The sequence below is a fragment of the Deinococcus radiotolerans genome (assembly GCF_014647435.1).
Taxonomy (GTDB): Bacteria; Deinococcota; Deinococci; order Deinococcales; family Deinococcaceae; genus Deinococcus; species Deinococcus radiotolerans.
On record NZ_BMPE01000033.1, the window covers coordinates 1 to 23,565 of the forward strand.

At 68.3% G+C, this 23,565-nt stretch carries 13 protein-coding genes; 5 read left to right on the plus strand and 8 right to left on the minus strand.

The features are described from left to right. Window positions 1–565 precede the first annotated feature (565 nt). From IEY63_RS21425 to IEY63_RS21440, 4 genes are all read right to left on the minus strand, one after another. Window positions 566–2,776: a sensor histidine kinase gene (locus tag IEY63_RS21425; RefSeq protein ID WP_189071025.1), complete on the minus strand. Its 2,211-nt coding sequence runs from the start codon at window positions 2,774–2,776 to the stop codon at window positions 566–568. A gap of 150 nt (window positions 2,777–2,926) precedes the next feature. Beyond that, a complete protein-coding gene (locus IEY63_RS21430) occupies window positions 2,927–4,990 on the minus strand; it encodes an MDR family MFS transporter (RefSeq protein ID WP_189071026.1) in 2,064 nt (687 codons plus the stop codon). Beyond that, a complete protein-coding gene (locus tag IEY63_RS21435; protein ID WP_189071027.1) occupies window positions 4,987–5,409 on the minus strand; it encodes a MarR family winged helix-turn-helix transcriptional regulator in 423 nt (140 codons plus the stop codon). The genes IEY63_RS21430 and IEY63_RS21435 overlap by 4 nt, the downstream gene beginning before the upstream one ends. Before the next feature lie 71 nt (window positions 5,410–5,480). Next, window positions 5,481–5,951, minus strand: coding sequence for a universal stress protein (locus tag IEY63_RS21440; protein WP_189071028.1), 471 nt, complete (start codon window positions 5,949–5,951; stop codon window positions 5,481–5,483). A 1,193-nt stretch (window positions 5,952–7,144) separates the two neighbouring features. Between IEY63_RS21440 and IEY63_RS21445 the strand changes: the two genes are divergently transcribed. The 4 genes from IEY63_RS21445 to IEY63_RS21460 all read left to right on the plus strand — a co-directional run bounded on the left by IEY63_RS21445 (window position 7,145) and on the right by IEY63_RS21460 (window position 18,290). Beyond that, window positions 7,145–8,422, plus strand: a complete 1,278-nt coding sequence (locus IEY63_RS21445) for a hypothetical protein (protein ID WP_189071029.1) — start codon at window positions 7,145–7,147, stop codon at window positions 8,420–8,422. A 554-nt stretch (window positions 8,423–8,976) separates the two neighbouring features. Next, on the plus strand, window positions 8,977–15,318 hold the full coding sequence (locus tag IEY63_RS21450) for a PKD domain-containing protein (RefSeq protein WP_189071030.1): 6,342 nt from the start codon (window positions 8,977–8,979) through the stop codon (window positions 15,316–15,318). Between the two features lie 70 nt (window positions 15,319–15,388). After that, the gene (locus tag IEY63_RS21455; RefSeq protein ID WP_189071031.1) at window positions 15,389–17,341 is read left to right on the plus strand and encodes a fibronectin type III domain-containing protein; all 1,953 of its coding nucleotides are present in this window, start codon (window positions 15,389–15,391) and stop codon (window positions 17,339–17,341) included. Window positions 17,342–17,582: 241 nt separating this feature from the next. Then, entirely contained in the window at window positions 17,583–18,290 is a 708-nt protein-coding gene (locus tag IEY63_RS21460) for a hypothetical protein (protein WP_189071032.1), read from the plus strand. 292 nt (window positions 18,291–18,582) lie between these two features. Here IEY63_RS21460 and IEY63_RS21465 read toward each other — a convergent pair whose 3' ends face one another. The 3 genes from IEY63_RS21465 to IEY63_RS21475 all read right to left on the minus strand — a co-directional run bounded on the left by IEY63_RS21465 (window position 18,583) and on the right by IEY63_RS21475 (window position 21,615). After that, complete coding sequence (locus IEY63_RS21465) at window positions 18,583–20,004, minus strand: sensor histidine kinase (RefSeq protein WP_189071033.1); 1,422 nt, start codon at window positions 20,002–20,004, stop codon at window positions 18,583–18,585. After that, on the minus strand, window positions 20,001–20,681 hold the full coding sequence (locus IEY63_RS21470) for a response regulator transcription factor (protein WP_229784849.1): 681 nt from the start codon (window positions 20,679–20,681) through the stop codon (window positions 20,001–20,003). The genes IEY63_RS21465 and IEY63_RS21470 overlap by 4 nt, the downstream gene beginning before the upstream one ends. Before the next feature lie 175 nt (window positions 20,682–20,856). Next, window positions 20,857–21,615, minus strand: a complete 759-nt coding sequence (locus IEY63_RS21475) for a hypothetical protein (RefSeq protein ID WP_189071035.1) — start codon at window positions 21,613–21,615, stop codon at window positions 20,857–20,859. A 399-nt stretch (window positions 21,616–22,014) separates the two neighbouring features. On the opposite strand from IEY63_RS21475, the gene IEY63_RS21480 reads away from it, so the two are divergent. Beyond that, window positions 22,015–22,350, plus strand: a complete 336-nt coding sequence (locus IEY63_RS21480) for a hypothetical protein (RefSeq protein ID WP_229784850.1) — start codon at window positions 22,015–22,017, stop codon at window positions 22,348–22,350. Between the two features lie 519 nt (window positions 22,351–22,869). Here IEY63_RS21480 and IEY63_RS21485 read toward each other — a convergent pair. After that, window positions 22,870–23,565: branched-chain amino acid ABC transporter substrate-binding protein (locus IEY63_RS21485; RefSeq protein ID WP_189071037.1), on the minus strand; the 696-nt coding region annotated here is incomplete at its 5' end.

Genomic DNA, 23,565 nt, shown 5'->3' on the forward strand with positions numbered 1-23,565 from the left:
TACACTCACCTCATCGGCGAACGCTCGTAACGCCGCTTGAAGTCAAAACTGGAGCACTACCAGGCAGTGGCCAGCCCCGAGGGAAGACTGTTCACCAGTTGTTCCTTGCAGGCTTCCCTCAGAAACTACGGATGATGGCATGTCCAAAGTTCTTCAAGCGAAGCAGAAAACTGATTCTAGCAATGATCACTGCCGCCCCGATCAGACGACATGCCTCTGTAAGCTCACAGGAGCGCCGTAGAGGCCTTAGCGAGCTTGCCCATGGCATTGTGGATATTAGGAGGTCCCGCAGCCCCATTAACGACGCGTCCAGGCCCGATTCCGATCTGCTAGGCGCGTCACGCACACCCAGGCAGATCCTTCGGCACTCGGATACAACCATGGGCGCGCGGGTGTGGCTTTGCATGAGCACCACAGCAGAAACGCATCTCCTCCACGCACCAGTGCCCCAAGTTCATTAGGGCGCTTCAAGTCCTGTGACAACCAGGCGACTCTCGAGATGTACGCATCAAGGTCTATCTCGCCTGCCTGAATTCACGCCTGTGCTGGAGTCTGGAGGACCGCCTCAGCGCGTCTTGGGCAACGTGAATCCAAACGTCGCCCCTTGGCCAGGCGCGCCCTGCGCTGACACTCGTCCGCCATGCCGGGAGATGATCCGGCGCACGTTTGCCAGGCCCACCCCTGTCCCCTCGAACTCGTCCGCCCGGTGCAGGCGCTGGAAGACACCGAAGAGTTTGTCCTGATACCGCGCATCGAAACCCGCGCCGTTGTCCCGCACGGAGATGACCCACTCGTCCGGGCGTTCCTCGGCACTCACTTCGACGATCGCCTCCTCCCGACCGCGCGTGTATTTCAACGCGTTGGAGAGCAGGTTCAGCATCACCTGCCGCAACAGGTCATGATCGCCGGTGACCAGAGGTAACGAGTGAACATGCCACGTCATGGCTCGGTCCAGCGCATCGACCTCCACCTCGCTGCGCACGGACGCTACCAGCGCTCCGAGGTCCACCACTCCCGCACGCAAGGGCTGGCGGGAGGTGCGCGAGAGGTCCAGCATCGCGTCAATCAGGGTGTTCATCCGCGTGGCCGACTCATCGACCACCTGGAGGTACCGACTGGCCTTGGCGTTCAGGTCCGTCCCGATGGATTTGCGCAGCAGGTCACTGAAGCTCCGAATGTGCCGCACGGGGGTCCGCAGGTCGTGCGAGACGCTGTACGTGAACGCCTCGAGCTCCTCATTCGCGCTCGCCAGCGCCTCGGCCTGTCTGGCCAGCCGTTCACGTTCCCGCGCCAGGTCCTGCACCTGCTCGGCCCGGTCCAGCGCCAGGCTCAGGCTACGGCCCACCGTCTCGACCACCGCGCGGTCAACCGCTGACCAGCCAGCGCGCCCGAAGACCGCCAGACCGAAGATGCCCCGCACGCCCCGGGCTGTGCGGAGGGGCAGCATGGCCGTGGCCGTCACGTGCGTCATGTGAGGCGCCAGATGATCGGTGGCCTGATCGTAGACGTCCTGGTAGTACGGCTCGCCTGTCTCAAAGGGAACGCGAAGGTTCCCCGTCGTCTCGTGCGGCAGGCCTCCCTCGTGCGCGCGCTGAAGCTCGGCGTTGCCGTACTCACCCCGCATCCGCTTCACGAACCAGCGCTCGCCTTCACGCTCGTAGTAGACGGCGGCGTCCAGTGGAATGAGGTTGCCTATCCGGGCCTGGGCCCGTCCGATCAGCTCATCCGGGTCCAGGTCGATGGTCAGGTCCCAGGTCCACTCCTCGAACGCCTCCAGGGCGCGGGTGCGCGCGTCAAGCTCTGCATACTGACCCTGCAGGTCAGCGGCGAGCCGCGTGGCATGCAGGGCGGCCGTGAGTTGACCGCTGAACAGGTGAAGGAAGTCCCAGTACGCCTCGTCAAGGTGCTTGCGCGGGTTCAGTCCCAGAGCCAGCACCCCGAGGGCCTGCGGCTTGCCGGAGGGCGTCAGCGGGAGCACCACGAGTTGCGTGACCGCTTCTGGCCACGGCCCCGCGCACAGGGGGGCCACGGGAGCGACACACTCCTCGCCCGCGTGCAGCCAGGGCCGGACTTCCTGATGCCAGGACGCCGCCTGCTCATCCGTCAATCCGGTCGCGCCGGCTAGGTGGGCTGGCCCGTGGGCGCTCAGCCCGGACAGCAGCAGACAGGGCAGGTCGTACGGGTTGTCCTCGGCGACGGTCAGGGCGGCCTGCACGAGGCCCTGAGGATCGGTCGCGCCGAGCAGGGCGGCGGTAAGTGCCGCCAGGGTCCGGGTGCGGCGTGCGGCGATCACCCGCTCGGTGGTTTCAGTGACCGATGAGAACACGCCCTGCACGTTCTGGTCGACGTACACCGGGGTGTAGCTGACGTCGAAGTAGCATTCTTCCAGGTAACCGTACCGCTCCAGTGGGACCAGCAGGTTCTCGAACGCGGCGCTCTCACCCTGCAGGGCCGCGTCGAACACGGGTTTGAGGCCGGGGTACCCGTCCTGGCCGAAGATGTCGGCCGTGCGGGCACCCAGGGCGGCCGGGTGCTTGTCCGCGCCGAGGATGGGGCGGTAGGCGTCGTTGTACAGCGCGATCAGGTCGGCAGTCCACGCGAGGTACATGGGCTGCCTGGACGCGAGCATGAGGTGCACGCAGGTGCGCAGGGCCGCCGGCCAGGTGCTGGGCGGTCCGAGGGGCGTGGCGTCCCAGTCCAGGTGCTGCATGAGGACGCTCAGCTCGCCGCCGTCACGGAAGAGAGGGTCGAGGGGCGGGCGGGCGTCGGACGTCATAGCGATGCGGTCCAGGGTACCGTGCCAGGAGACGCTCAACCGTGTCTCAATGCGGGCGGGGCCTGACCCGCAGAAGACTTGCCCGGGGAAGTCCGTGACGAAGGGCGGCGCTCCAGCATCACGAGTGCTGGAGCGCCGCCTCTCGTCCACTCAGCTCAGTTCAGTCGATTCGAACTCGTCCCGGCGCAGTTGGTCCGGGTCTACTTTCGTGGGACGGGCTTCGGGCAGCAGCAGGGTCAGCAGCAGAGCCGCCACGGTGATCCACAGGCCGACTTTGTAGAGCAGTTCCACGGCGGCCGTGAAGGCTTCCTTGATGCCCAGGTCCACCTTGTCGATGACGGGCAGCAGCTGGGCGCGGGTGTCCTCCAGGCCTTTCAGGACGGGCGCGAGCAGCGCGGCGGGCTGGGTGGTCAGGGCGGTCTGCTCCTGCGCGGCGAGGTCCGCCTCGACCTGCGCGAGGGCCTGCGGCGCCCGCGCCCCAGCGCCGGTCTGCACCAGGGCGCGCAGGCGCTCGGGCGTCTGAGGATTGTTCGCCACGGCCGCGATGGCCGCCGCGTCCCGGCCGACGATGGCCCGCTGAAGCAGCGTGCGCTGGGTGCTGAATTGCGTCCTGATGACGCCCGGGAAGCCTCCCTGCCGGGCCACTTCCCGCAGAGGCGCCGGGGTCTGCGGATCGGATTGCAGGCGCCGCAGCGCCTCCTGATCCGCGTCTCGCAGGGCCAGGGTGTAAAGCTCGCGCTGCGTGTCGAAGCGGTCGCCCAGCTGCGTCTTCACCTGCGCCGCGTTGAAGCCCTGGGTTCCTGAGTGGCCGCTGGTGGGGCTCAGCTGGGTGCGGAGCGCGGCCGGTAGCGTGGCGGTCGCCGCGGCGACCCTGGTGCTGACGTTGTCTTTGAGCGTGCTGGCGAACAGCGTGCCCAGAATCGCCACGCCCATGGTGCTGCCGAGTGACCGCAGGAAGTTGTTGGTCCCAGTGGCCGCGCCAAGGTCACGCGGCTGCACAGTCCCCTGGATGGCCAGCGTGAGCATGGGCAGGACTGGCCCGAGGCCCAGGCCCACCACGATCATCTTCCAGGTGAGTTCGAACTGCGTGCTGCGCGGGCTCAGGGTCCAGCCCATCAGGGCAAAGCCCACGAGCAGGATCACGGTGCCCAGCAGGATGATGGGTTTGATGCGCCCGGTTCGCGCGAACGCCTGTCCCGCCACGATGCTGCTCAGGACCAGGCCGATGGTCAGCGGGAAGGTGGTCAGGCCGGCGTTGGTGGCCGATAGGCCGATCACGTTCACCATGAACAGCGGCAGGAACACGGTGGCGGCGAAGAACACCACGCCCAGCAGGAACGTGATGCCCATCGCCACTGCGAAGGTCTGGTTGCGGAACATGCGGATGTCGATGATCGGGTCAGCCGCGCGCCGCTCGACCGCCAGGAACGCGAGGAGAGACAGCAGCGCCGTGGCCCCGAGGCTCAGGATCTGCCACGAGCCCCACAGAAACCCGCTCTCACCGGGCGCGACGGACGTTTTGCCCAGAGAGAGCGCCAGCAGGAGCGACACGCTGAAGATGCTGAGCAGGGCCACGCCGGCCACGTCAATCGGGGCGCGCTCACGGTCCTGCTTGAGGCCCGGCATGAACAGCATGAACCCCAGAGCCGCCAGGCCCAGTGGCACGCTGATGAAAAAGACGTTGTGCCAGCCGAAGTGGTCGGTGACGTAGCCGCCCACGACGGCCCCCAGGACCGTGGAGAGGCTGAAGACCGCGCCGATGATGCCGATGTAACGGCCGCGTTCTTCCGGGGCGTACAGGTCAGCGATGACGGCGTACATCAGGCCGATCAGGGCGGCGCCGCCGAGGCCCTGGACGGCGCGGCCAGCGATCAGCGCGCCGATGCCCCCAGCCGTGCCGCAGAGCACGGACCCGAGGATGAACAGGACCGTGCCGAACACCAGGATGACCTTGCGGCCCCACAGGTCGCTTAATTTGCCGTAGATGGGCACGAGCGTGGTGCTGGCCAGCAGGTAGGCGGTGGTAATCCAGGAATAGAGGCTGTTTTCGATGCCGAGCGCCTGCTGGATGCTGGGGCCGGCGGTGGAGACGATCGTCTGATTCATGCTGGCCAGCAGGACGGCCAGCAGCAGCGCCGCCAGGCTGAGGTTCTTCTGCGCGGCAGTCAGGGCGACGCCCGGGGTCTGCCCGGGCGCCGGGTGAACGTGAGTCATGGGTGCTCCAGGAAATCTGTGTCGGTCAGGACATCAATGGCGGTGAGGAGGGCCGCGAGGCGCTCGGGGCTGAGGGCGTTCATGCGCTCGGCAATGGCCCGCCGGATGATCTGGCTGGCCAGGGTCGCCGCGGCGGTCCCGGCGTCGGTGACGTTCAGGCGGGTGCGGCGCGAGTCGGCCGGGTCGAACTGCCGTGAGACGTACTGCTGCGCGATGAGCTGCTCCAGCAGCCGGCTGAGCTGCGTGGGGATGATGCCCAGCTGGGAAGAGAGTTGTTTGGGGTAGACGGCTCCATGCTCGATGGCTTTCAGGATGAACAGCCGCTGGAGATCCAGCGCCGTCTCCTGCGCCAGCGCAGGGGACACCAGTTGTTTGAGGCGGCGGTTCAGCTGCCAGACGCCGCCCAGGAAGCTGGACACCGCGTCATCGGAGAGAGAGGAGGGGAGAGGAGCGCGCACCCTGTCAGCAGACGGTTCGGTCATGGCCAGTGTTACCGGGCCACCAGGACGTCGACTGGTGAGGCGTGACTGACCATGTCGGCGACGCTGCCTGCCAGGGCGGCGCTCCAGGCGCTGGTGTGGCGCCGGCCGAGCACGATCAGGTCGGCGTCCACTTCCCGGGCCACGCTCAGGATCGCGTCTGCGGGTTTCAGCGCGGTGATGAGGTGCTCGTGCACGTCCAGCCCGAGTGAGCGGGCGTCTGCGGCGGTGCTGTGCAGGTGCCGGTTGATGCGCTGGTGGGTGTCCTGCGTGACCCGGCCGTCGAGGTCGCTGCTTCCCGCGAAGGCCGCAGTCACGTTTTCGAGGCCGGGGCGGCCCTGTGGGATGACGCTGACGATATGCAGTGGTGCACTGAACTGCAGTGCGAGGTGAGCGGCGCGCTGGGTCGCCACCTCGGAATGGGCGGCGCCGCCGGTCGCCACGAGGATGCGGCGGTACTGAACACCTGGAAGATCGGGCATACGCTCACCCTACGTATATAGTTATCAAAAAGCAATAGATATTCGAAGTGTACATTAATGGGCTGGGCCGCCCTCCTGACGTGAACTCCTGTCTGCCACAGGGCTCTCTGTGCGCGGTCGTCTGGCCTCCCGTGCGTCAGCAAGAGTTCCTCAGGTCATCGAAGCGCTTGTCCTGACCCGCGGGCTCCTAACTGATGACCCCACCGCAGCCTCAACGCCTCACCGAATCATCGGGTCGCTGTCCAGGGCGAGGAGCCCGACGGTCGGCGTCCCGGCGACTGTCTCGGGCTCCTACCGCGGCGGCGTGGGGAAGTGACAGGGGCCCCTGAAGGTCCGAGAGGCGTGCCACCCACTCCATGGAGGGAGTTGACGCTCAGATTGACGCCGGATTGACGCCTGGCTCTTTAGCTTCGCCTCATCCGACTCGAACAGTCCGGTCGCGCCTGGCCCACCGACCGAGGCCTCCCTGCCGTCACGGCCCGCTTCAGCTCAGAAACAGATCCACGATTGAAGGAGATTCATGCATTCTCATCTCAAAGTCCTCCTGCTGGTCCCGCTGCTGCCGCCTGGCCAGCAGCAGACCTCACGCAGCCCCATGTCAGCGGCAGTCATTCTCCTGAGCCGGCTGTGACCAGCGGGGTCGCACGGGTGTCTTTTCTGCGTGCCAGTGTGTCTCTGTCAGGGCTGCTACGCCACGTTACTTCAGCCCCAGGAGGCGGAGCAGCGGACCTGGTACCTCCAGTCCCTGCCCCCGCCGCCGAGATACTGGCCTTCACATTCCGTGGCCGGACCGCCCGCCCCGCCCAGTGCCGGAGCGTTGTTAGGCAGGACCCGCCTGGCCTGACCAGCAAGAGTCCAGATGATCCAGTGCGCTGAGCACGTCGTTAATGGGGACTTAATGCTCTCCCTGAAAAGCTGATGGGCGCACCCCCCGCACTGCACGCCGTCATCCAGCTGCAGGCCGGTTGCCCGCCGTCTCCGGGTCAGAGAAACCTACGGCCCGCGGTCGCCTCGACGGATGGTAAAGGACGTCAGAATTGAACCTCACGCCTGATTCACCCGCTGTGTCTGCACAGCCGCCCACCGCTCCTGTCGCTCGCCGACTGGCCCGCACCGGTCGGCGGCTGGGATGGCTCACCCTCTGCTCCGCTGTGGCGCTCGCGGGAAGCGCTGACGCCAGCGGAGAATTTCACGTGAAGGTCTACAGCTACGCGGCCCCGCAGACGTTCCTGGACGCCGTCAACGTGCAGTTCAGGCTGCAGTCCCCGGGCGGCGGCGCGAGCAGTTACGCGGCCGAGGTGCAGGCTGATTCGCGCCAGCAGGCCCTGACGGCCCGTTACTCGTCCGGCCGGAACGCCTTTCAGGTGCAGGCCCGCCGTCAATCCGACCCGGTCCAGAAGAGCGAGACGCGGTCCGGCACGTTCGCCTACAGCTACTCGCCCACCGTGCCGGCCACCGGCGTGGCCCTGACGAACCTGTCCACGTACTACTCGTACAGTGGGAGCCGGTCCGCCACGCAGTCCACGCAGGTGCACTCGGGCGGACTGAACGCGGGCGTGCGCTTCTCCGACCAACTGTTCGGCTCACTGAACGGCGCGGCCACCCTGGTGGACATCCAGGCCGGAACCTACAGCAGCGTGCAGCGCAGCGCCACCCTGTCCGGCTCACTGAACTACCGGAAGGACGCCACCAGCGCCTCCGCCAGCCCGAGTCTGACGGTCGCGGAAGGCAAAACCCGCTGGACCGTGGGCGTGAATGCCCGCACCTCCCTGCGAGACGACCTGGCCCTGTCCGGGACCGCCACCCTCAGCTCCACGTCCCCTCCCACCGCCTCCGCCGACCTGCAGTACGACGCCAGTGCCCTGCTGGGAGAGGACACCCCCAGAGGCAAACTGAGCGTCGGTGCGGCCGTGACCGTCCCACCCGCGTACACCGTGAGTGGCCGCGTCCGGACCACTGTCAACCCCAACCTGAGCCTGGGCGGCAGCGCCTCCTTCACGCCTGCCACCCGCGACGTCACCTACGCCGCCGACGCGTCCGGAAAACTCGGCCCGGTGTACATCAGCGCGAGCACTTCACTGAGCACCCGGCCGAACACCGATCCGGCCTTCAGCGTCAACACGTCTGTCAGCAGTCAGGCGGCGCCCGCGTACGGATCGCTCTCCGTGAGCTACCGGCGCCAGGGCCTCAATCAGAGCGGTAACGCGTCAGGCACTTTCGGGTACCGCACGGACAAGCTCGACCTGAGCACCACCCTGGCCCTGACGGCCACCCAGAGCGCGGGCTTCACGGGCGCCGGGCAGACCCCGACCCCCGGCCCGTGGCAGATCAGTGGCTCCGCCGACCTGACGGCTGCGTACGCCGTTCAGCAGAACCTCGACGTGTCCGCCAGCCTCCGGTACGAACCCGGCTCTGGCACCACCACACCCACTCGACTGCGCTACGGCGTGGGACTCCGGTACCGCTTCTGATGACAGATGACCGGTGGAGGACCGATATGAATCAAGGTTGGAGGCCAGGGACTGTCCTGGCACACTCGTTGGGGGGACGGCACCTGCTCCTGACCCTGTTCGCCCTGGTGATCAGCTGGAGCGGGGCGCAGTCTGGGCCAGGACCTGGGCAGACGGCGCCGACCATCACGCTCAACAAGACCAGTGCGGCCTTCGGTGAGCGGCTGACGGCCCTCATCTCGAACGGAAGTTGTAGATCAGCGTCAGATATAGGCAGGGATTCTGGCATCGTCACCTGGTACTGGCCAAATGGTCAGTCCAGCACGCTTCAACTCACCGGTTATCAGGGACCAGGCGCGCAGTACCAGTTCGAGACCTTTCCTCTCGCGGCCGGGCCTGTGCGGTTCACCTATGATTTCGCCTGTCCATGGACCAACAATGCCTACGTTACGTACACATTCATGCCGTCGGTCACGGTCAATAAGCTTCAGCTGACAAGCGATACGACGCGCTTCGAATCCGGTGAAACGGCAACGGTTGGCATCACCAATGCAGCCAAGGACGTCATCTACACGATGAACTGGGCAGACGGCGTTGATACCTGGGTCGGAGACGGCTCACCGAATCACACCTTCCAGCATGTCTACCGCCTGGCCAGCCCGGGCACCTTCCTCTACACCTCGTCCATTTCCAGCAAGTTCACGGTGACCACCTACGCCGGTACGCACACGGAGAACGATCTGGGCTACCAGATCAGCCACGTCATCAGTCTGCCCACAGTCTCACTGAATACCCCGGCGACCACCACCGCCCTGACAGACGTGTCCCTGACCTACAACGACCTGGTTGTCGGCAGGACCTACACCGTGAACTGGGGCGACGGTACCGCGCAGCCACTCGTCGGCACCACTGACCCGCTCACGGTGACCCACCAGTACCGCAAAGACGGCCTCTACCAGATCACCACGGTCGGCTCGAATAACTTCTCCAACACGGCCCCCCTGAACATCACCGTGAAGTCACCACCCCCCACCTTCACGGCCACGGGCGCCACCCTGACCGCCACGCTCGCCTTCAGCGGCCTCCAGAGCGACACAGACTACACCGTGGACTGGGGCGACGGGAGCAGCACGTCCCTGCTGCGCAATACGCCAGGGCAGCAGCCCACCCACGTGTACTCGGCTCCGGGCCCCTACACGATCAGACTGTACGGCCCGGTCCCGCCGGCAGGCACAGGCGTGCTGGCGACCACCACCTTCACCGCCACCCTGGGCGCCGTGACCCTCAGCGCCGCACCTCAGCGGCCCGTCGTGGGGGAACAGGTGGTGGTCACGTTGACGGGCCTGGCCGAATCAGCCACGTACCAGCTGAACTGGGGCGACGGTGCGGTCGAGTCGGTGACCGGACAGACGAGCACCTCACGCTCGCATGCCTACGCGGCGGTCCAGGATTACACCATCACCGTGACCAACGCTGGGCGGACCCTGGGGACGACGGCTGTCGCCGTGCAGGTCCCCACCCCCCTGCTGACGCTCGCCTCTCAGGGCCTGACCGTCACCCTGCAGGCGCAGCGTCTCGTGGCAGGCGCCACCTACACCGTCAACTGGGGCGAGGGGACGCCCGAGCCCCTGACAGCCACGGGCACGTCCGCAACCCTCACGCACGCCTACGCCAGACCCGGCACGTACGCGGTGACGGTAACGCCCGCCCGGGGCTTGCCCGCCACTGACTCCGTGACCGTGATCGCCGCTCAGCCCAGGCTGACCCTCACGCCGCCCGTCGCGGACACCGATCAGACGGTCACGGCGGCCATGGCGGATCTGATCGCCACGCTTCAGTATACCCTGGACTGGAAAGACGGCACCGCGCCCGTCACATTCACCGCCACCGGTCCCCAGGCGACGCAGACCCACGCGTTCTCCACGCCCGGCACGTACCAGGTCGAACTGACCGCCGCTGGCGTCAACCCCACCACGGCACCCGCGACCGTGCGGCCCGGCACGCCCACGCTGTCCCTGACCGCTGACACCCTGACGGCCACGCTGACGGTCAGCCGCCTGATCACGGGCGTGCTGTACACCATCGACTGGGGCGCAGGCGTCACCGAGCGGTTCACGGCAACTGGACCGGCCATGACGTTCACCCACACGTACAGCGCCCCCGGCACGCAGACCGTGACGGTCACGCCCGACGGTGGCGTGGCCGCGACCGCCAGCGTGACGGTAACTGTGCCGGTCCCGACGCTGAGTGTCACGCCCGCGGCGGGCGTGACGGACACGGCCTTCACCGCGACGCTCGGGACGCTGGTGCCGAGCCTGACGTACACGCTCGCGTGGGGGGACGGGGCGACCGAGACGATCACCGGGGTCCGCACCTTCACCCGTGGGCACACCTACGTCACGCCCGGATCGTTCACGGTCACCCTGAGCACGCAAGGCGCGGCGCCCGTGACCCAAACCGTCACGGTCCGCGTGCCCGCACCGGTCCTCAGTGCGGTCAACACCAACCTGACGCTGAGTGTGCAGGTAAGCCGACTGGTGAAGGGCGCGACGTACCGCGTGCAGTGGGGGGACACGCAGGAGCAGACCCTCACCGCCGCGGGCAGCGACACCACCCTGACGCACAGCTACGCTGCGCCCGGGTCGTACACCGTGACCGTCACCCCGGACCTCGGGGACGCGGTGAGCCTCACGGTCGACATGCAGTACGTCAGCGTGGCCGCCCCGACCCTGACGGTCACGCCCGTGACCGCGACCGTGTACGCTGAAGTCCGCGCGGACTTCAGCGGTCTGATCCCCTCCCTGACGTACACCCTGGACTGGGGGGACGGGCAGCGCGACACCGTGACCGGTGTCGCCGCCGGTCAGCAGACGCATACGTACCCGCGTGCGGGGACGTATGCGGTGAGCCTCAAGGCGCCGCAGTCTGCGGTGGCGATGACGGGCGTGACCATCACGCAACCCGTGCCCGTCGTGACGGGCACGAGTACCGCCCTGGACGCGCAGGTGACCGTCACGGGTCTGGTGAGAGCCCTGACGTACCGCCTGGAGTGGGGGGACGGGACGCCCGCGGTGGACTTGACGGGCGTGGACAGCCGGACCGTGACGCACACGTACGGGCGGCCGGGCCTGTACACCGTGACGCTGAGCGTGCCGAACGGCGCGCCGGTCACGACGACGCTGACGGTGACGGTCGCGGCGGCGACGCTGAGTGCGGTGTCGGACGCGCTGACGGTCACGGCGAGCGTGGCGGGCCTGGAGGCCCGCCTGGCGTACACGCTGAGCTGGGGGGACGGGTCGAGCAGCGTGGTGAGCGGTAAGGCCGCGGACACGTTGACGCACACGTACGCCCGGCCCGGGACGTTCACCCTGTCCCTGACCACCCCGGGCACGGCCCCCGTCACCACCAGCGTCGCCATTCAGGTGAAAGCCCTGACCGTCGTGGTCGTGGCGCCTGAACTGCGCGCCAACGCCGTCCTGAGCGGACTGCTCAGCAGCCTGACTTACACCGTGAACTGGGGGGACGGGCAGCAGGACACGGTCTCCGGCCTGACCAGCACCACCCTGGTTCACACGTACCTGAAGCCCGGACAGTACACGGTGACCGTCACCGCACCCGGTCTGGACCCCGTCACGACCACCTTCACGGCCGGTCTGCCGCCGCAGGAAGTCATCACGCCCACGCCGGGCAGTTCGCCGGACGTGCTGGACATCCGTATTACCGGACTGCTGACGGGCGCCAACTACCTCCTCGACTACGGGGACGGTCAGGTCGAGCAGCTGGCCTTCACAGGCCAGTCGGGCCGCTGGACGCACCGGTACGCCCGGACGGGCCTGTACACCCTCACCCTGAACCTCCGGACCCCGGACGGCGTGACCAGCGTCCGGACGATCACGACCGTGCAGGCCCAGCTTCAGCTGGCGCTGAAGGCCGCCACCGTGGCCTTCGAGGGCGGTGCCCCGAACGCCACGCTCACGCTGAAGTCCCTTGACCCGGTCGCCGTGCGCCTGACCGTGGAGTACACCGGCAGCGGCAGCCTGACGGGCACTTGGTTGCTGGACGGCCAGGCCGGCCCGACCGTCACGCTGAATCTGCCTGATGGCAGCACCACGGCGACGGCCACGTACACGGTCTCGCCGCCCAGGCCGGGCAGCCATACGCTCTCGTTCCAGATTGCGGACGTCACGACCAGCTGCGCCGCTGCCTGCCCGGCACCGACCCTCCCTGGGGCGAATACGGTCCGGTACACCCTGGACAGCCCGAGTGTCCTCCAGTACGGCGGCCTGGACGTCACGGTGACCAGCGTCACGAACCTGAACCTCCAGACGTTCGCGGGTGAGGGGACGGTTCGCCTGATCGTGGGCGGCCTGGACCTGGGGTACCAGCGCGTCACCATGACGAATCTTCAGGTGACCCGCTCGGAAGCGGGGTACAAGGTCACGGGGGGCGACCCGACCCGGGTCAACCTGCAGAACCTTGCCCTGCGCCTGCTCAGCCTGGGTCAGGCCGATGTCCGCCTGACGTCCATGACCCTCAGGGCCGACGGCGCGGCGCTCAGCGGCACCGTTCAGCTCCCCGGCGGGGCGGGCGGCACCGGCACTGGCCTGACCTTCACGGACGCGCCCCTGCAAGACGGCGGCGAGCTTCTGGCCGACCTGAAGGGAACCGCGAGCAGTCTGGGCGTGCTGACCATCGGCACTACGGGCATCAGCGTGTCGGCCGGCGCCGGTGTACTTGACCTGTCAAGCAAACAGAATGCCCCTGGCCTCAGCAGCGCGTACGCGGCCGACGCGGCCCCCACGCTGGACTGGAAGGGTGTCGTCCTGCCGGGCGCGGGCCTGACCGTCGGCGCGCCCATCGTCTCCGGCACCCCCAGCAGCGTGAGCGGCCTGGTGGCGTACACGCTGGGCGGCTACGCCACCGCCTTCGAGATCACCTCCACGGGCCTGAGCGTCGGCGGCTGGGCCATCAAGTCCGGCCCGCTCAACGTCACCGTAGCGGGCAGCGCCATCTCTGGCGTCAGTGGCCACGGCAGCCTGACGGTCCCCATGGTCAACGAACCACTGGACGTCACGATCAGCTGGAACCCGCAGCTCGGGAACCCGGGCGCGAAATGGGAAGTGACGTCAGGCGTCGCCGTCGCCAACCACAACTTTGGACGCACGTCGCTGGCCCTGGGCCGGCCCTCGTGGGAGTTCGGCGGCGACGGGAAGGCGAAACTGGTCTTCTCGGACGCCAAATGGAATCTGGGCGGCGTGAGTGGCGCGGAAGTCAAGCTGCCGCTGTACAACCTGACTTTCACCACCGACGGTGGGGTCAGCCTGAACGGCGAGACCTGGGCCAGCGCCACGGGCCTGACGAACCTCAGCCTGTTCGATTACCCGTTCCCCGCCGCTGAAGTCGGCGCTCGCCGCGAGGCGGACGGCCAGTACACCCTCAGTCTGCGCGGCAAATTACAGCTCGCCGAGGCGCTCCCCCTGAACGCCGTGGCGCAGCCCATCAGCTTCTGGGTGAAAGACGGCAAAGACGTCAAGATCGTCATTGACAAGATCCGCATCTTCGGCCAGACCAAGACCGTGGATTACGACGTGTCGGTCAGCGCCATGTTCAAGGATGAAAACACCCTGGAATTCATCGGGGAAGGCTCCATCAAGATTGCCAAGAAGATCGCCGTGGCCACCAAAGCTGGCTTCGGGCGCGACAACGGCACCAGCTACGGCTTCTTCTGGGCCTCGGTCGCCTCGTCCGGCCTGAAACCCTTCGTGACCGTCGGCTCCGTCGGCTTCTACGAGTTCAGCGGCGGCGTGGGCATCAATATGGTCTGGAAGGACGGGAACTTCGACGCGCCACCCGTGAAGGCCATTCCGCCGGCCGGCGCCACCCGCGCGGTGAACGTCGCGATTCAGGCCGGCACCGTGTTCGGAACGGCCATCGACAACGGCACCACCGCGCACTTCCGCGGCACGCTGGGCGTGGATTCCGAAGGCACCGTGGCCATCAAGGCCGTGGGCTGGCTCTTCACTCCGCTGCAGCTGGGCGCCCTCGGCACCTACTCGTCCGGTGTTGCCAGTGCGGCCGGCGGCAACCTCTCGACCGTCTCGACCAAGGGCAGCCTCTCCCCCCAGGTGGCGGCCATGATTCTGCTCAGCGTGCCGCCCGAGAATCCCGAGAGTGGTTACCTGCTCGTGCAGGGCTGCGTGGGACCCGCCGCCCGGTCCTCGGTCGGCGGGCTGGACTGCACGCTCAACCGTGAACTCGACTTCTACGGCATCGTCTCGGTCAGCGGCTACGCCGAGATGTACATGCCGTTCTCCGGCAGCGGTCAGCGCGTGTACCTGGGCACCAAGGCCAACCCGATCAGCGTGCGTCTGCTGTCGATGAAATCCGGCAGCACGACCACCACCACCACCAAGGAAGTCAAGAACGCCGACGGCACCGTCACGCCCGCGACCACGGGCACCACTGCCAACACGTCCTCCAACACCGCCGCGGCGGGGACCAGCAACACCACCACCAGCCGCGCCGACGGCATCGGGTACAACGGCTACCTGATGGTGGACGGCACCAAAACCAGCGTGGGCGTGGGCATGAGCATGGCCTACAGCGTGGGTCAGAGTGGCACCGGCGCGATCTGCGACTGGTTCTGGTACGCCAACGCGCACCTCGCCCTGAATGCGGACTTCACCGTCACGTACGACCCCACGTCCCTGGACGCCTCCGTGACCCTCAGTGCCGGCGCCGCCGCGGGCGCGGGCGCGTGCGGCGTCCGGGTCGATGTGGGCATCAACATGTCCATCACCGGACGCCTCTACGTCTCGGCGGCCAGCAGCTTCATCGATGGCACCGCGTCGGGCACCGTGATCATGCCGGTCATCCCGAACATTCCCTTCAGCGTCAGCGGTCGAGTCAACTTCTAAGGGGCGAAGAGGGGGCGGGGGCTCTGGCCCCACCCCGCCCCACTCAGCCCCACTTCAAGAGGCCACAGTCATGCGAACATCCCTGCTCCTGCTCACCCTCACGGCCACCCTGGGCGTCGCGTCGGCCCAGACGAGCGCCACATCCAAAGGCAGCTCAGACAAGACAGGTGTGGCGGCCCTGCCCACCCCGGACGGCGCCCTGCTGCGCTGGGCCCTGCCCGGCGACGTGCGGCCCGCCCGGGGGTTCCGCCTGCGGATCAGCGGGCCCGGCGGCACCCGGGACCAGACGGTCGCGTCGCCCCAGCCGTACTCCGCCGCCCTCGGCCTATCTAAAGCGGACTACGACGGGCTGATCAGCGTGTACGACCAGCCGCCCAAAAACGACTCGGAACGCACCCAGCGGGCCTTTTTCAACCTGAACGTGGTCGCCCGGCCCGCCTACGCCCGCGCCCTGGGCATCATGACCACCCTCAAGGGCCTCTCGCCAGGTCAGTACACCGTCACCGTGACCGCCGTGGGCGCCACCGAAACAAAGGTTGGCGAGGCCACCTTCAAGACCGGGGCGACCCCCGCCGTTCCCGCGCCCGGCACGCCCAGGGCCAAACCCGGCCCCGCCGCCGTGCAGCTCAGCTGGGCCGCGCCGCCACCCAGTTCCAGCAATCTGGTGGTGGCCTATCGGATCTACCGCGCCAGCGGCGCTGGCCCCTACACCCTGCTGCAACCCAGCCCGTTCTTCCTCTCCAGCCAGCCGGGCGGGGATGTCTTCAAGGACACCGATCTGAACGCCAGGACCACCTACCGCTACCAGGTGGCCGCCGTGGACCTCTTCGGACGAGAGTCCACCCGGACAGCCCCGGTCACGGTCACCACCGAGACCGTCACGGTCCTGCCCGCCCCCGACGACCTTCAGGCCACCGTCAAGGAACGCGCCGTGACCCTGCGCTGGACCGCACCGAAAGACAACCGCATCACGCAACAGATCGTGGTACGCGGCACCGACCCCACCCAGCCGCTGAGCGCACTGGCCGCACTCCCCCCGGGGGTCAGCACGTACACCGACTCCACTGGGCGCCCCGGTGAATCGTACGTGTACGCCGTCGTGACCCGGGACGCCGCCGGGCAGATGGGCGCGCGCAGCAACCTCGTCGGCGCGCGGCCCGTGAACACCCGGCCCCCCGCTCCGCCCTCAGGCGTCACGATCAAGGCGACCACGGCGGCCCTCACGCTCAGCTGGACCGCGAACCGCGAGGAGGACATCGAGGGGTACCAGATCTACCGCAGCGAGTCGGACGCGGCGGGCGCACCGTCTCTGCTGGTGAACACCTCGCCCGTCATGGGCACGACCTTCACCGACCCCCTGGTCGCCGGCCTGCAAACCCGCTACACCTACCGCGTCACCGCCCTGAACACCTCACAGGCGGAGTCGGCCCGTTCGGCGGCCGTGTCGTCCAAGCTGGTGGACAGGACGCCCCCACCCGCGCCCACCCTGCTGCCCGTGACCGTGAACGCACAGGGCGTCACGCTCAGCTGGACGCAGGCGGCCCTGCCGGACCTGACCGGATTCAGCGTGCTGCGCGCGACTGGCAGCGCCGCCCCGCAGGAACTCGTCCGCCTGAACGCAGCGACCCGCACGTACCGGGACGCCAGCGCCGCGACAGGGGTGACGTACGCCTACAGTGTCCGCAGTCTCGACGCGGCCGGCAACCTGTCCGCACCCTCAGCTCCGGTCAGCATCCGGCGCGCCGGCACGGACGCGCTGGACGCCCCTCAACGCGTAACCGTGCAGGCGCTTTCCACCAGCCCGGGCAACCGCGTCCGCTGGACGGCCGCCGCGGGCCTGTCCGTCGTTGTCTACCGGCTGGACCGCGCGGGCAGTCCGTCCCTCCAGATTTCGGACCTGCTCACCAGCGCAGAGTTCACCGACGTTGCGGGCACACCCACCAGCCTGTACCAGGTCCGCGCCGTGAATGACCGCGGGCAGGTGAGCCCCCTGACGACGCCAGTACCTGTCAGCGCGCCCTGAACGACCAGCCCGGCGAGGAGGCAACCTGACCCGGACCGCGGCACGGAACCCTCCTCGCGGTGCACAGGCACCGTGGACGGCGCGGGCGGATCGGCGACACTGAACGCATGAGTGTTCAGCGCCGCTGGGCTGCCCGTCAGGCCACCCCCTCACTCCCTGGTCACCGCACGGTGCCCGGCCCGGCCCGCTGTGGACCGCCGCCGGGCCGCAGCGTCCTGAACGCCTCCCGCGGGGTGACGGCGTGACCGCAACGCACCTGCGGGCCCTGATCACCGTTCACACCCGCGCCACGGCCCAGGTGCAGACCGACACCTTCTGGCGCGCCCTGCTGCCCACCCTGACGCCCGTGCCGCACCGCACGGGCGCCGGTTCGTTCACCCCGCAGATGCAGGCCGTGGCAGAGCGCCTGAATCCGGACCTGCGCGCCAGGGCACTGACCGGGCACCTGCTCCTCTTCGAGGACGTCAACCGCCCCCACCCGAACGAGTGCCTCATCAGCGTTCACCCCGACACGCAGGAAGTCAGTGTCCGCATCTTCGGGCGGTACCTGACGGACCTCCAGAGCACCACCGAATGGGTCGTGCACCGCCTCCTGGACGCCCAGGAGCAGCTCGTGATCACCCCGCACACGCGCTGTTTCGTGCTGATCGACGTGCACGGCCGGCGGTCCGACCTGATCACCGGGCGCGTCGTGCCCCCGAGACACCGGGTGTGGGCCGGGTTCTACCGCGAGCACCGGTACGTGGTGAACATCACGGCCGCCGTGACCCTCCTGACCCTGGGCGTGGTGCTGTTCATCTCACCCGCAGCCCCGCATGATCCCCTGGGAAAGTTCTACGGCGTGTGTGAGCGGGTGCTGTCCGCAGCCGTCATGAACATCTTCCTGCTGATCGGGCAGTTCTACGCGTACCGCCGGAACCGCCGGGTCGTGGAATGGGAGCGGCACTGATGGCCACGGGCTGGCGGGCTGAGCCACGTGACGCACATCTGGTCACGCTGAGGCGAGATCCGCAACATGCGCCGTTCAACCGCGCGCGTTCCAATCACGGAAAGAGGTGGATCACCTGGCGCCGCCGGGAGGTTCCGGTGCGGAGCGAGCACTCACGGGCTGACCGCCGCAAGGCCGCGTGGTGAACTCACTCGACCGTGCTGGGTGCCTGCCCGCTCCTTTGAGGTGTCCTGCGCCGCTCCAGTCTGACGGGCGTGGCCTGCAGGACGGCCACCGGATGTGCCGGCCAGACTCAGGGCCGACGGCGTTCAACTGGGCCTGACGGTGGGCTGGGCCTGGGGAGCGACACCGACACCCGGGTCCCCCGGCCCTCCGTGCTCTCGATGTGCATCTGCCCCCCGTGGGCCTCCACGATTGATGTGCAGATGCTCAGCCCCAGCCCGGATCCGTGCGTGGAGCGCGAACTGTCCGCGCGGTACAGCCGGTTGAACACGTGCGGCAGGTGCTCGGCCGCGATGCCCTGCCCGGTGTCGGACACGTGAATCCACGCGGCGGCTGGGGTGTCCTCGACGCTCACGGTGACCTGTCCGCCGGCCGGCGTGTGCGCCAGGGCGTTGCGGAGTAGGTTCTGCACCACCTGCTTCAGCCGCACCCGGTCCACGGGCACGGTCACCTGCGGCGCGGTCTGCTGCTGGTGCAGCGTGACCCCCTGACCCCCGGCCGCCTCCTGAAAGGACGCGAGGATCTCTCCGATCAGGGAAACGAGGTCCGCCGGGGCGACTGTCATGCGCAGCTCCCCGGCGTCGGCCAGTGAGAGGAGCCGCAGGTCGCCCACCAGCTGCGCGATGTACTGCGTCTCCCGGTGCAGCCGGCCCAGTCGCTCCGGGGTTGGCTGAAACGTTCCGTCCAGGATGCCCTCAAGCGTGCCGATCACCACCGACAGGGGCGTGTTCAGGTCATGCGCGATGTCCGCCGTCAACTGCCGGCTGGCCTGCTGGTTGCGCGTGACGGTCTCGTGCATCTCCCCGAACGCCAGGAGGACCTCACCCAGTTCGTCCGGGCGGACGTTTCGGCGCCGGCGCGGCGCCTCCCCACGCCGCAGCGCCTGAATGTCGGCCAGCAGAGCCCCGAGCGGCTGGAGGAGCGTTCTGGAGATCAGCAGCCCCATCACCACCGCGATCACGGCGGCGCCCAGCATGGCCCACGCGATGGCCCGCGCCGTGCGGGTCAGGAATTCCTGGCTGCGCTGATCCAGGCCCGGCGCCCGGCCTGACGGAACGATGAACGCGGCTGTTTTCCCGCCCACCGTGACTACCGCGGCCGGGGCGGTCAGCACCTGCTCGCCTTCCCGGACCTCCGGGGTCGAGTAGACCGCCCGGCGCGCCGGGTCGAGCACCACCCAGGAACTCGGGGCTGCGCGCGCCCCGGGCCGGGGCGGACCACCAGCCGGGACCGGGGGGACGGCCGGCGACTGGACCCCACCAGGAGGTTGAGGAGTCAGCGGCCGGAAGCCCGCGACTGAGCCTGTCCGCTCGACGTAGGCCTGCACGGTCTGCTGCAACTGCTCCCTGGCCTGCGCGTCCACGAGCGCCCCGAACTGCGCCCGCGTGGACGCCGTGGACACCAGTCCCACCACGCCCAGGGAGAGCGCACTGACGAGCACGAACGCCAGGGTCAGCCGCCACGCCAGGGTCTGCCAGAACGGCCGGGTCACGGCGCCGCGGCGTTCAGGCGGTAGCCCACCCCGAAGACCGTCTCGATCAGGCGGGGCTTGCCGGGCTCCTGCTCCACCTTGGCCCGCAGGTTCCGCACGTGCACGTCAATGGTGCGCTCCGAACCGAGGTGGTCCTCCTGCAACTGCTCAAGCAGTTCCGACCGGGTGAACACCCGGCCCGGAGCGCGCACCAGGGCCGTCATCAACTCGAATTCCGAGCGGGTCAGGTCGACGCGCTGCTCACCCACGTGGAAGGTCCGTGCCGCCACGTCCACCGTGAGGGCCCCCGCCCGGATCACCCCACCCTGCGGCTTCTCGGTGCCCCGGCGCAGGTGGGCGCGCACCCGGGCGAGGAGTTCCGCCATGGAGAAGGGTTTGGTCACGTAGTCGTCCGCCCCGAGTTCCAGGCCCAGCACCTTGTCGAGCTCCGCGTCGCGGGCGGTGAGGAAAATCACCGGCACCTGCTCGGCCGCGCGGAAGCGGCGCAGGAATTCCAGGCCGTCCATGCCGGGCATCATCACGTCCAGCAGGACCAGATCCGGCCGGTGGTGGCGCGCGTCGAGCAGGCCCTCATGGCCGTCCGAGGCGACCCTCACGTGGTAGCCGTGCTCCGTCAGGTACTCACGCACCAGATCACGCACCCCGGCATTGTCTTCGACGATCAGGATTGATTTCACGGTCTCCACTTCACAGTCCATCGGCGTCTGCCGGCGTCACCGTGCACCCGCAGCATAGAGCCCCCTCAGGCTCTTCAGGAAGAGAGCCCCCCCGGGCCATTCAGGAAAAGCGGGGACGGAACGAGTGATCAGACGCTGGACGCCACCCGTGTCCAGCATCGGGATCAGCTGAGGCTCAGCGGCGCACAGGCGCGGGAGGCCCGGCGTCGCCCGCACGGTCCGGGGCGGGCGGCGTGCGGCTCAGGTCCACGATGACCCGCTCGCCGCCGCGCTCCACAACGGCGAACTTCGCGGTTTTTGCTGCCTGCGTCAGGGCCGCCTGCTGCGCTGCGGGGTCGGTCAGGCGAATGGTCTGCGTCACCTGGCCGCCCTTGAGCGGATCAGCGGCGTAGAACGTCACGCTGGTCGCGCCGCGCAGCATCCGGCCCAGAGCGCCGGCGTCGTCCTTGAGGGCCGGGTTCGTACCCGTTGCCGGGCCGGTCGGTGCGCTGGGCCGAGGCCCGGTCATCGGAGCACCCGGCCCCTGGGGCGCCGCGCCAGGGCGGGCGTCCGGCCGGGCGGGACCGTCGGGTGCGCCGCGGCCCGGCGTGGGCGCGGCCTGGCCCTGCTCCTGCGGCTGGGCCTGAGCAGCCTGGAGGTTGATGATCTCCTGGCCCCTGGGCGTGGTGATCACGGCGTACGTGGCGCCCTGAGGGGCATTCTGGGCGAGGGGCGTGCCGGGCCCGGCGGTGACGGTCACGGTCTTGAGCAGCTGACCGCCGCCCAGGGGATTGCCCTTGTAGTACGCGACCTGACGGCTCGGGGCCTGTGGGGTGCCGGTCTGGGTCTGCGCAGGCGCCGGGCGCTGGGGGGCCGTGCTGGACGCCGCGAACGCTGCGGTGCCAGTCATGAGGGTTAGGGCGATCAGGGCGGTCATGGTTTGAGCGTTGCGCATGAAAAGCTCCTTGAGAGAGAGGATTGAGGTGGACAGCTCGCTCACCTGCCAGGGAGTATCCACGGCGGGTGTTCAGTGCCCGAGTAGGACTTATGAAGAACCCGAGTAGAGCCAGTTCCCCAGAGCGGCGCATCCGAATGCGGGCCGCCGACGCTGCACCAGACCACCGGAACGGCCCGTGCGCCTGCACGCTCAGCAGTTCACCTGGGCACCGGACAGGGCTGGGTGCCCGCCACCGGCCGCTCTGCTCACCTGTGGGCGCGGATTGTCCGGGCCGGCCGTGACCCCCGCTTACCGGACCGAGTCACGCGACCTGAAACGCCGGGCCGGACCGCCCGCGCCTGCCAATGCCTGATGGCCTCACGGCCCGGTGCGGTGCAGCCGGAGTACCTTCGGGCCATGCCCAGGCCTCCCGCCCCCGCCGCCCTCCGCGCCACCCGCACCGCTCCCGAGCACACGGACCTCGCGCAGCTGCCGTTCGAGGAGGCCTGCGCCGCAATCGCAGCGCGCCACCGCCTGACGGAACCCCACGCGTTTCAGCTGGCCCCGGGCGGCGCCATTCATCTGGTCCGCATCTCCGACGGTGCGGCGCTGTGCGGGCGGGGCCCGCAGGTGTACGCCGCGGCCCCACAGGTGACCGGGCCTCTGACCTGTCGGGCGTGCGTGAAGGCCGTGGCGCGTCGGCTGAAGAGCAGTCTGGGCCGGCGCGCGGCGCGCGTGACGCCTACCCGCTGAGGGGCGCTAGGCTCTCTGGCCCTACATGCAGACCACAGAGTTGTCTGCGGATGGGCTGCAGCGGCCACGGTCGCCGCGGTCTCAGTTTGGCTTGACCCGCACTTCCCTGAGGGCTCACCTGTGCTCAGGTACTGACCGGGCCGGAACAGACTGTCTCCGGTTCTCTTGAAGAGTGGAGCGCCCTTCAGCAGGACAACTAGGTCAGTCCAGTTGACGGGTCTGGAGCCTGACTAACCGGAGCGTCAGCAGAGGCCGCGTCATGCTCAGGTGAACCAGTGTCCCGCGCGGGTTCAGGACCAGCAGGAGATCAGACGTTCAGGGCTGTCTGGAGAGTTGCGAGCCGGTGCCGGCGTAACAAGATCGGTGGTGTACACCTCTGCCACTCTGGCCACTCAGATGCATAGCCCAGGCACCTCGGAGCACGTTACCGAGGAAGGGTGGCGTGCATCTCACGGCGTCCGCATGGCGTCGGGGAGTGACCCACTGGATCACTCCCCCACAGAATCACCGCTGGGACCTTCAGGGTTGCGCGGGTCGGACATGCGAGATGGTTTTCAACCGCATGGCGCCCCCAGTGACGTTCATGATGTACAGGTTGGCTTCCTTGCGGTCACCGGCGGAGTTGAAGCTGACGTTGCCGGAGAGCAGGCCGGTGAAGCTACCCTTGCGGATGGCACTTTCCACCTGCGCGCGGCTGGGGAGCTTGTTGTTGTTGGCGCGCACGGCGTTCAGCACACCCTGCACGACCACCTTGCCCGCGTCGTAGCCGAAGGCGCCGAAGCCCTGCATCTCATCCTTGAACGTGTTCTTGTAACTCATCGCGAAGATCTTCGCCGCGGGGAGGGCAGAGACGGGCGCGGCCACGGTCGTGAAGTAGATGTTGTTGGCGTTCGCCTTCCCGGCGATCACGGGCAGTTCGCTGCTGTCGAGGCCGTCGCCGCCCACCACGGGGGTGTTCAGGCCCGCTTCGCGCAGCTGCTTGATGAACACGCCCACCTGGTTGTAGATGCCGCCGAAGTAGATCGCGTCGGGGTTCGCCAGTTTGATCTTGGCCACGATGCTGGAGAAGTCACTCTTCTCCTCCGTGCCTTCGTTCGCGCTGACGGTCACGCCACTGGCCTTGAGGGCTTTCACCACGTCCCGGGTGAGCCCTTCGCCGTAGGCGGTCTTGTCGTTGAGGACGTAGACCTTCTTGGCTTTCAGGTTGCCGCTGAT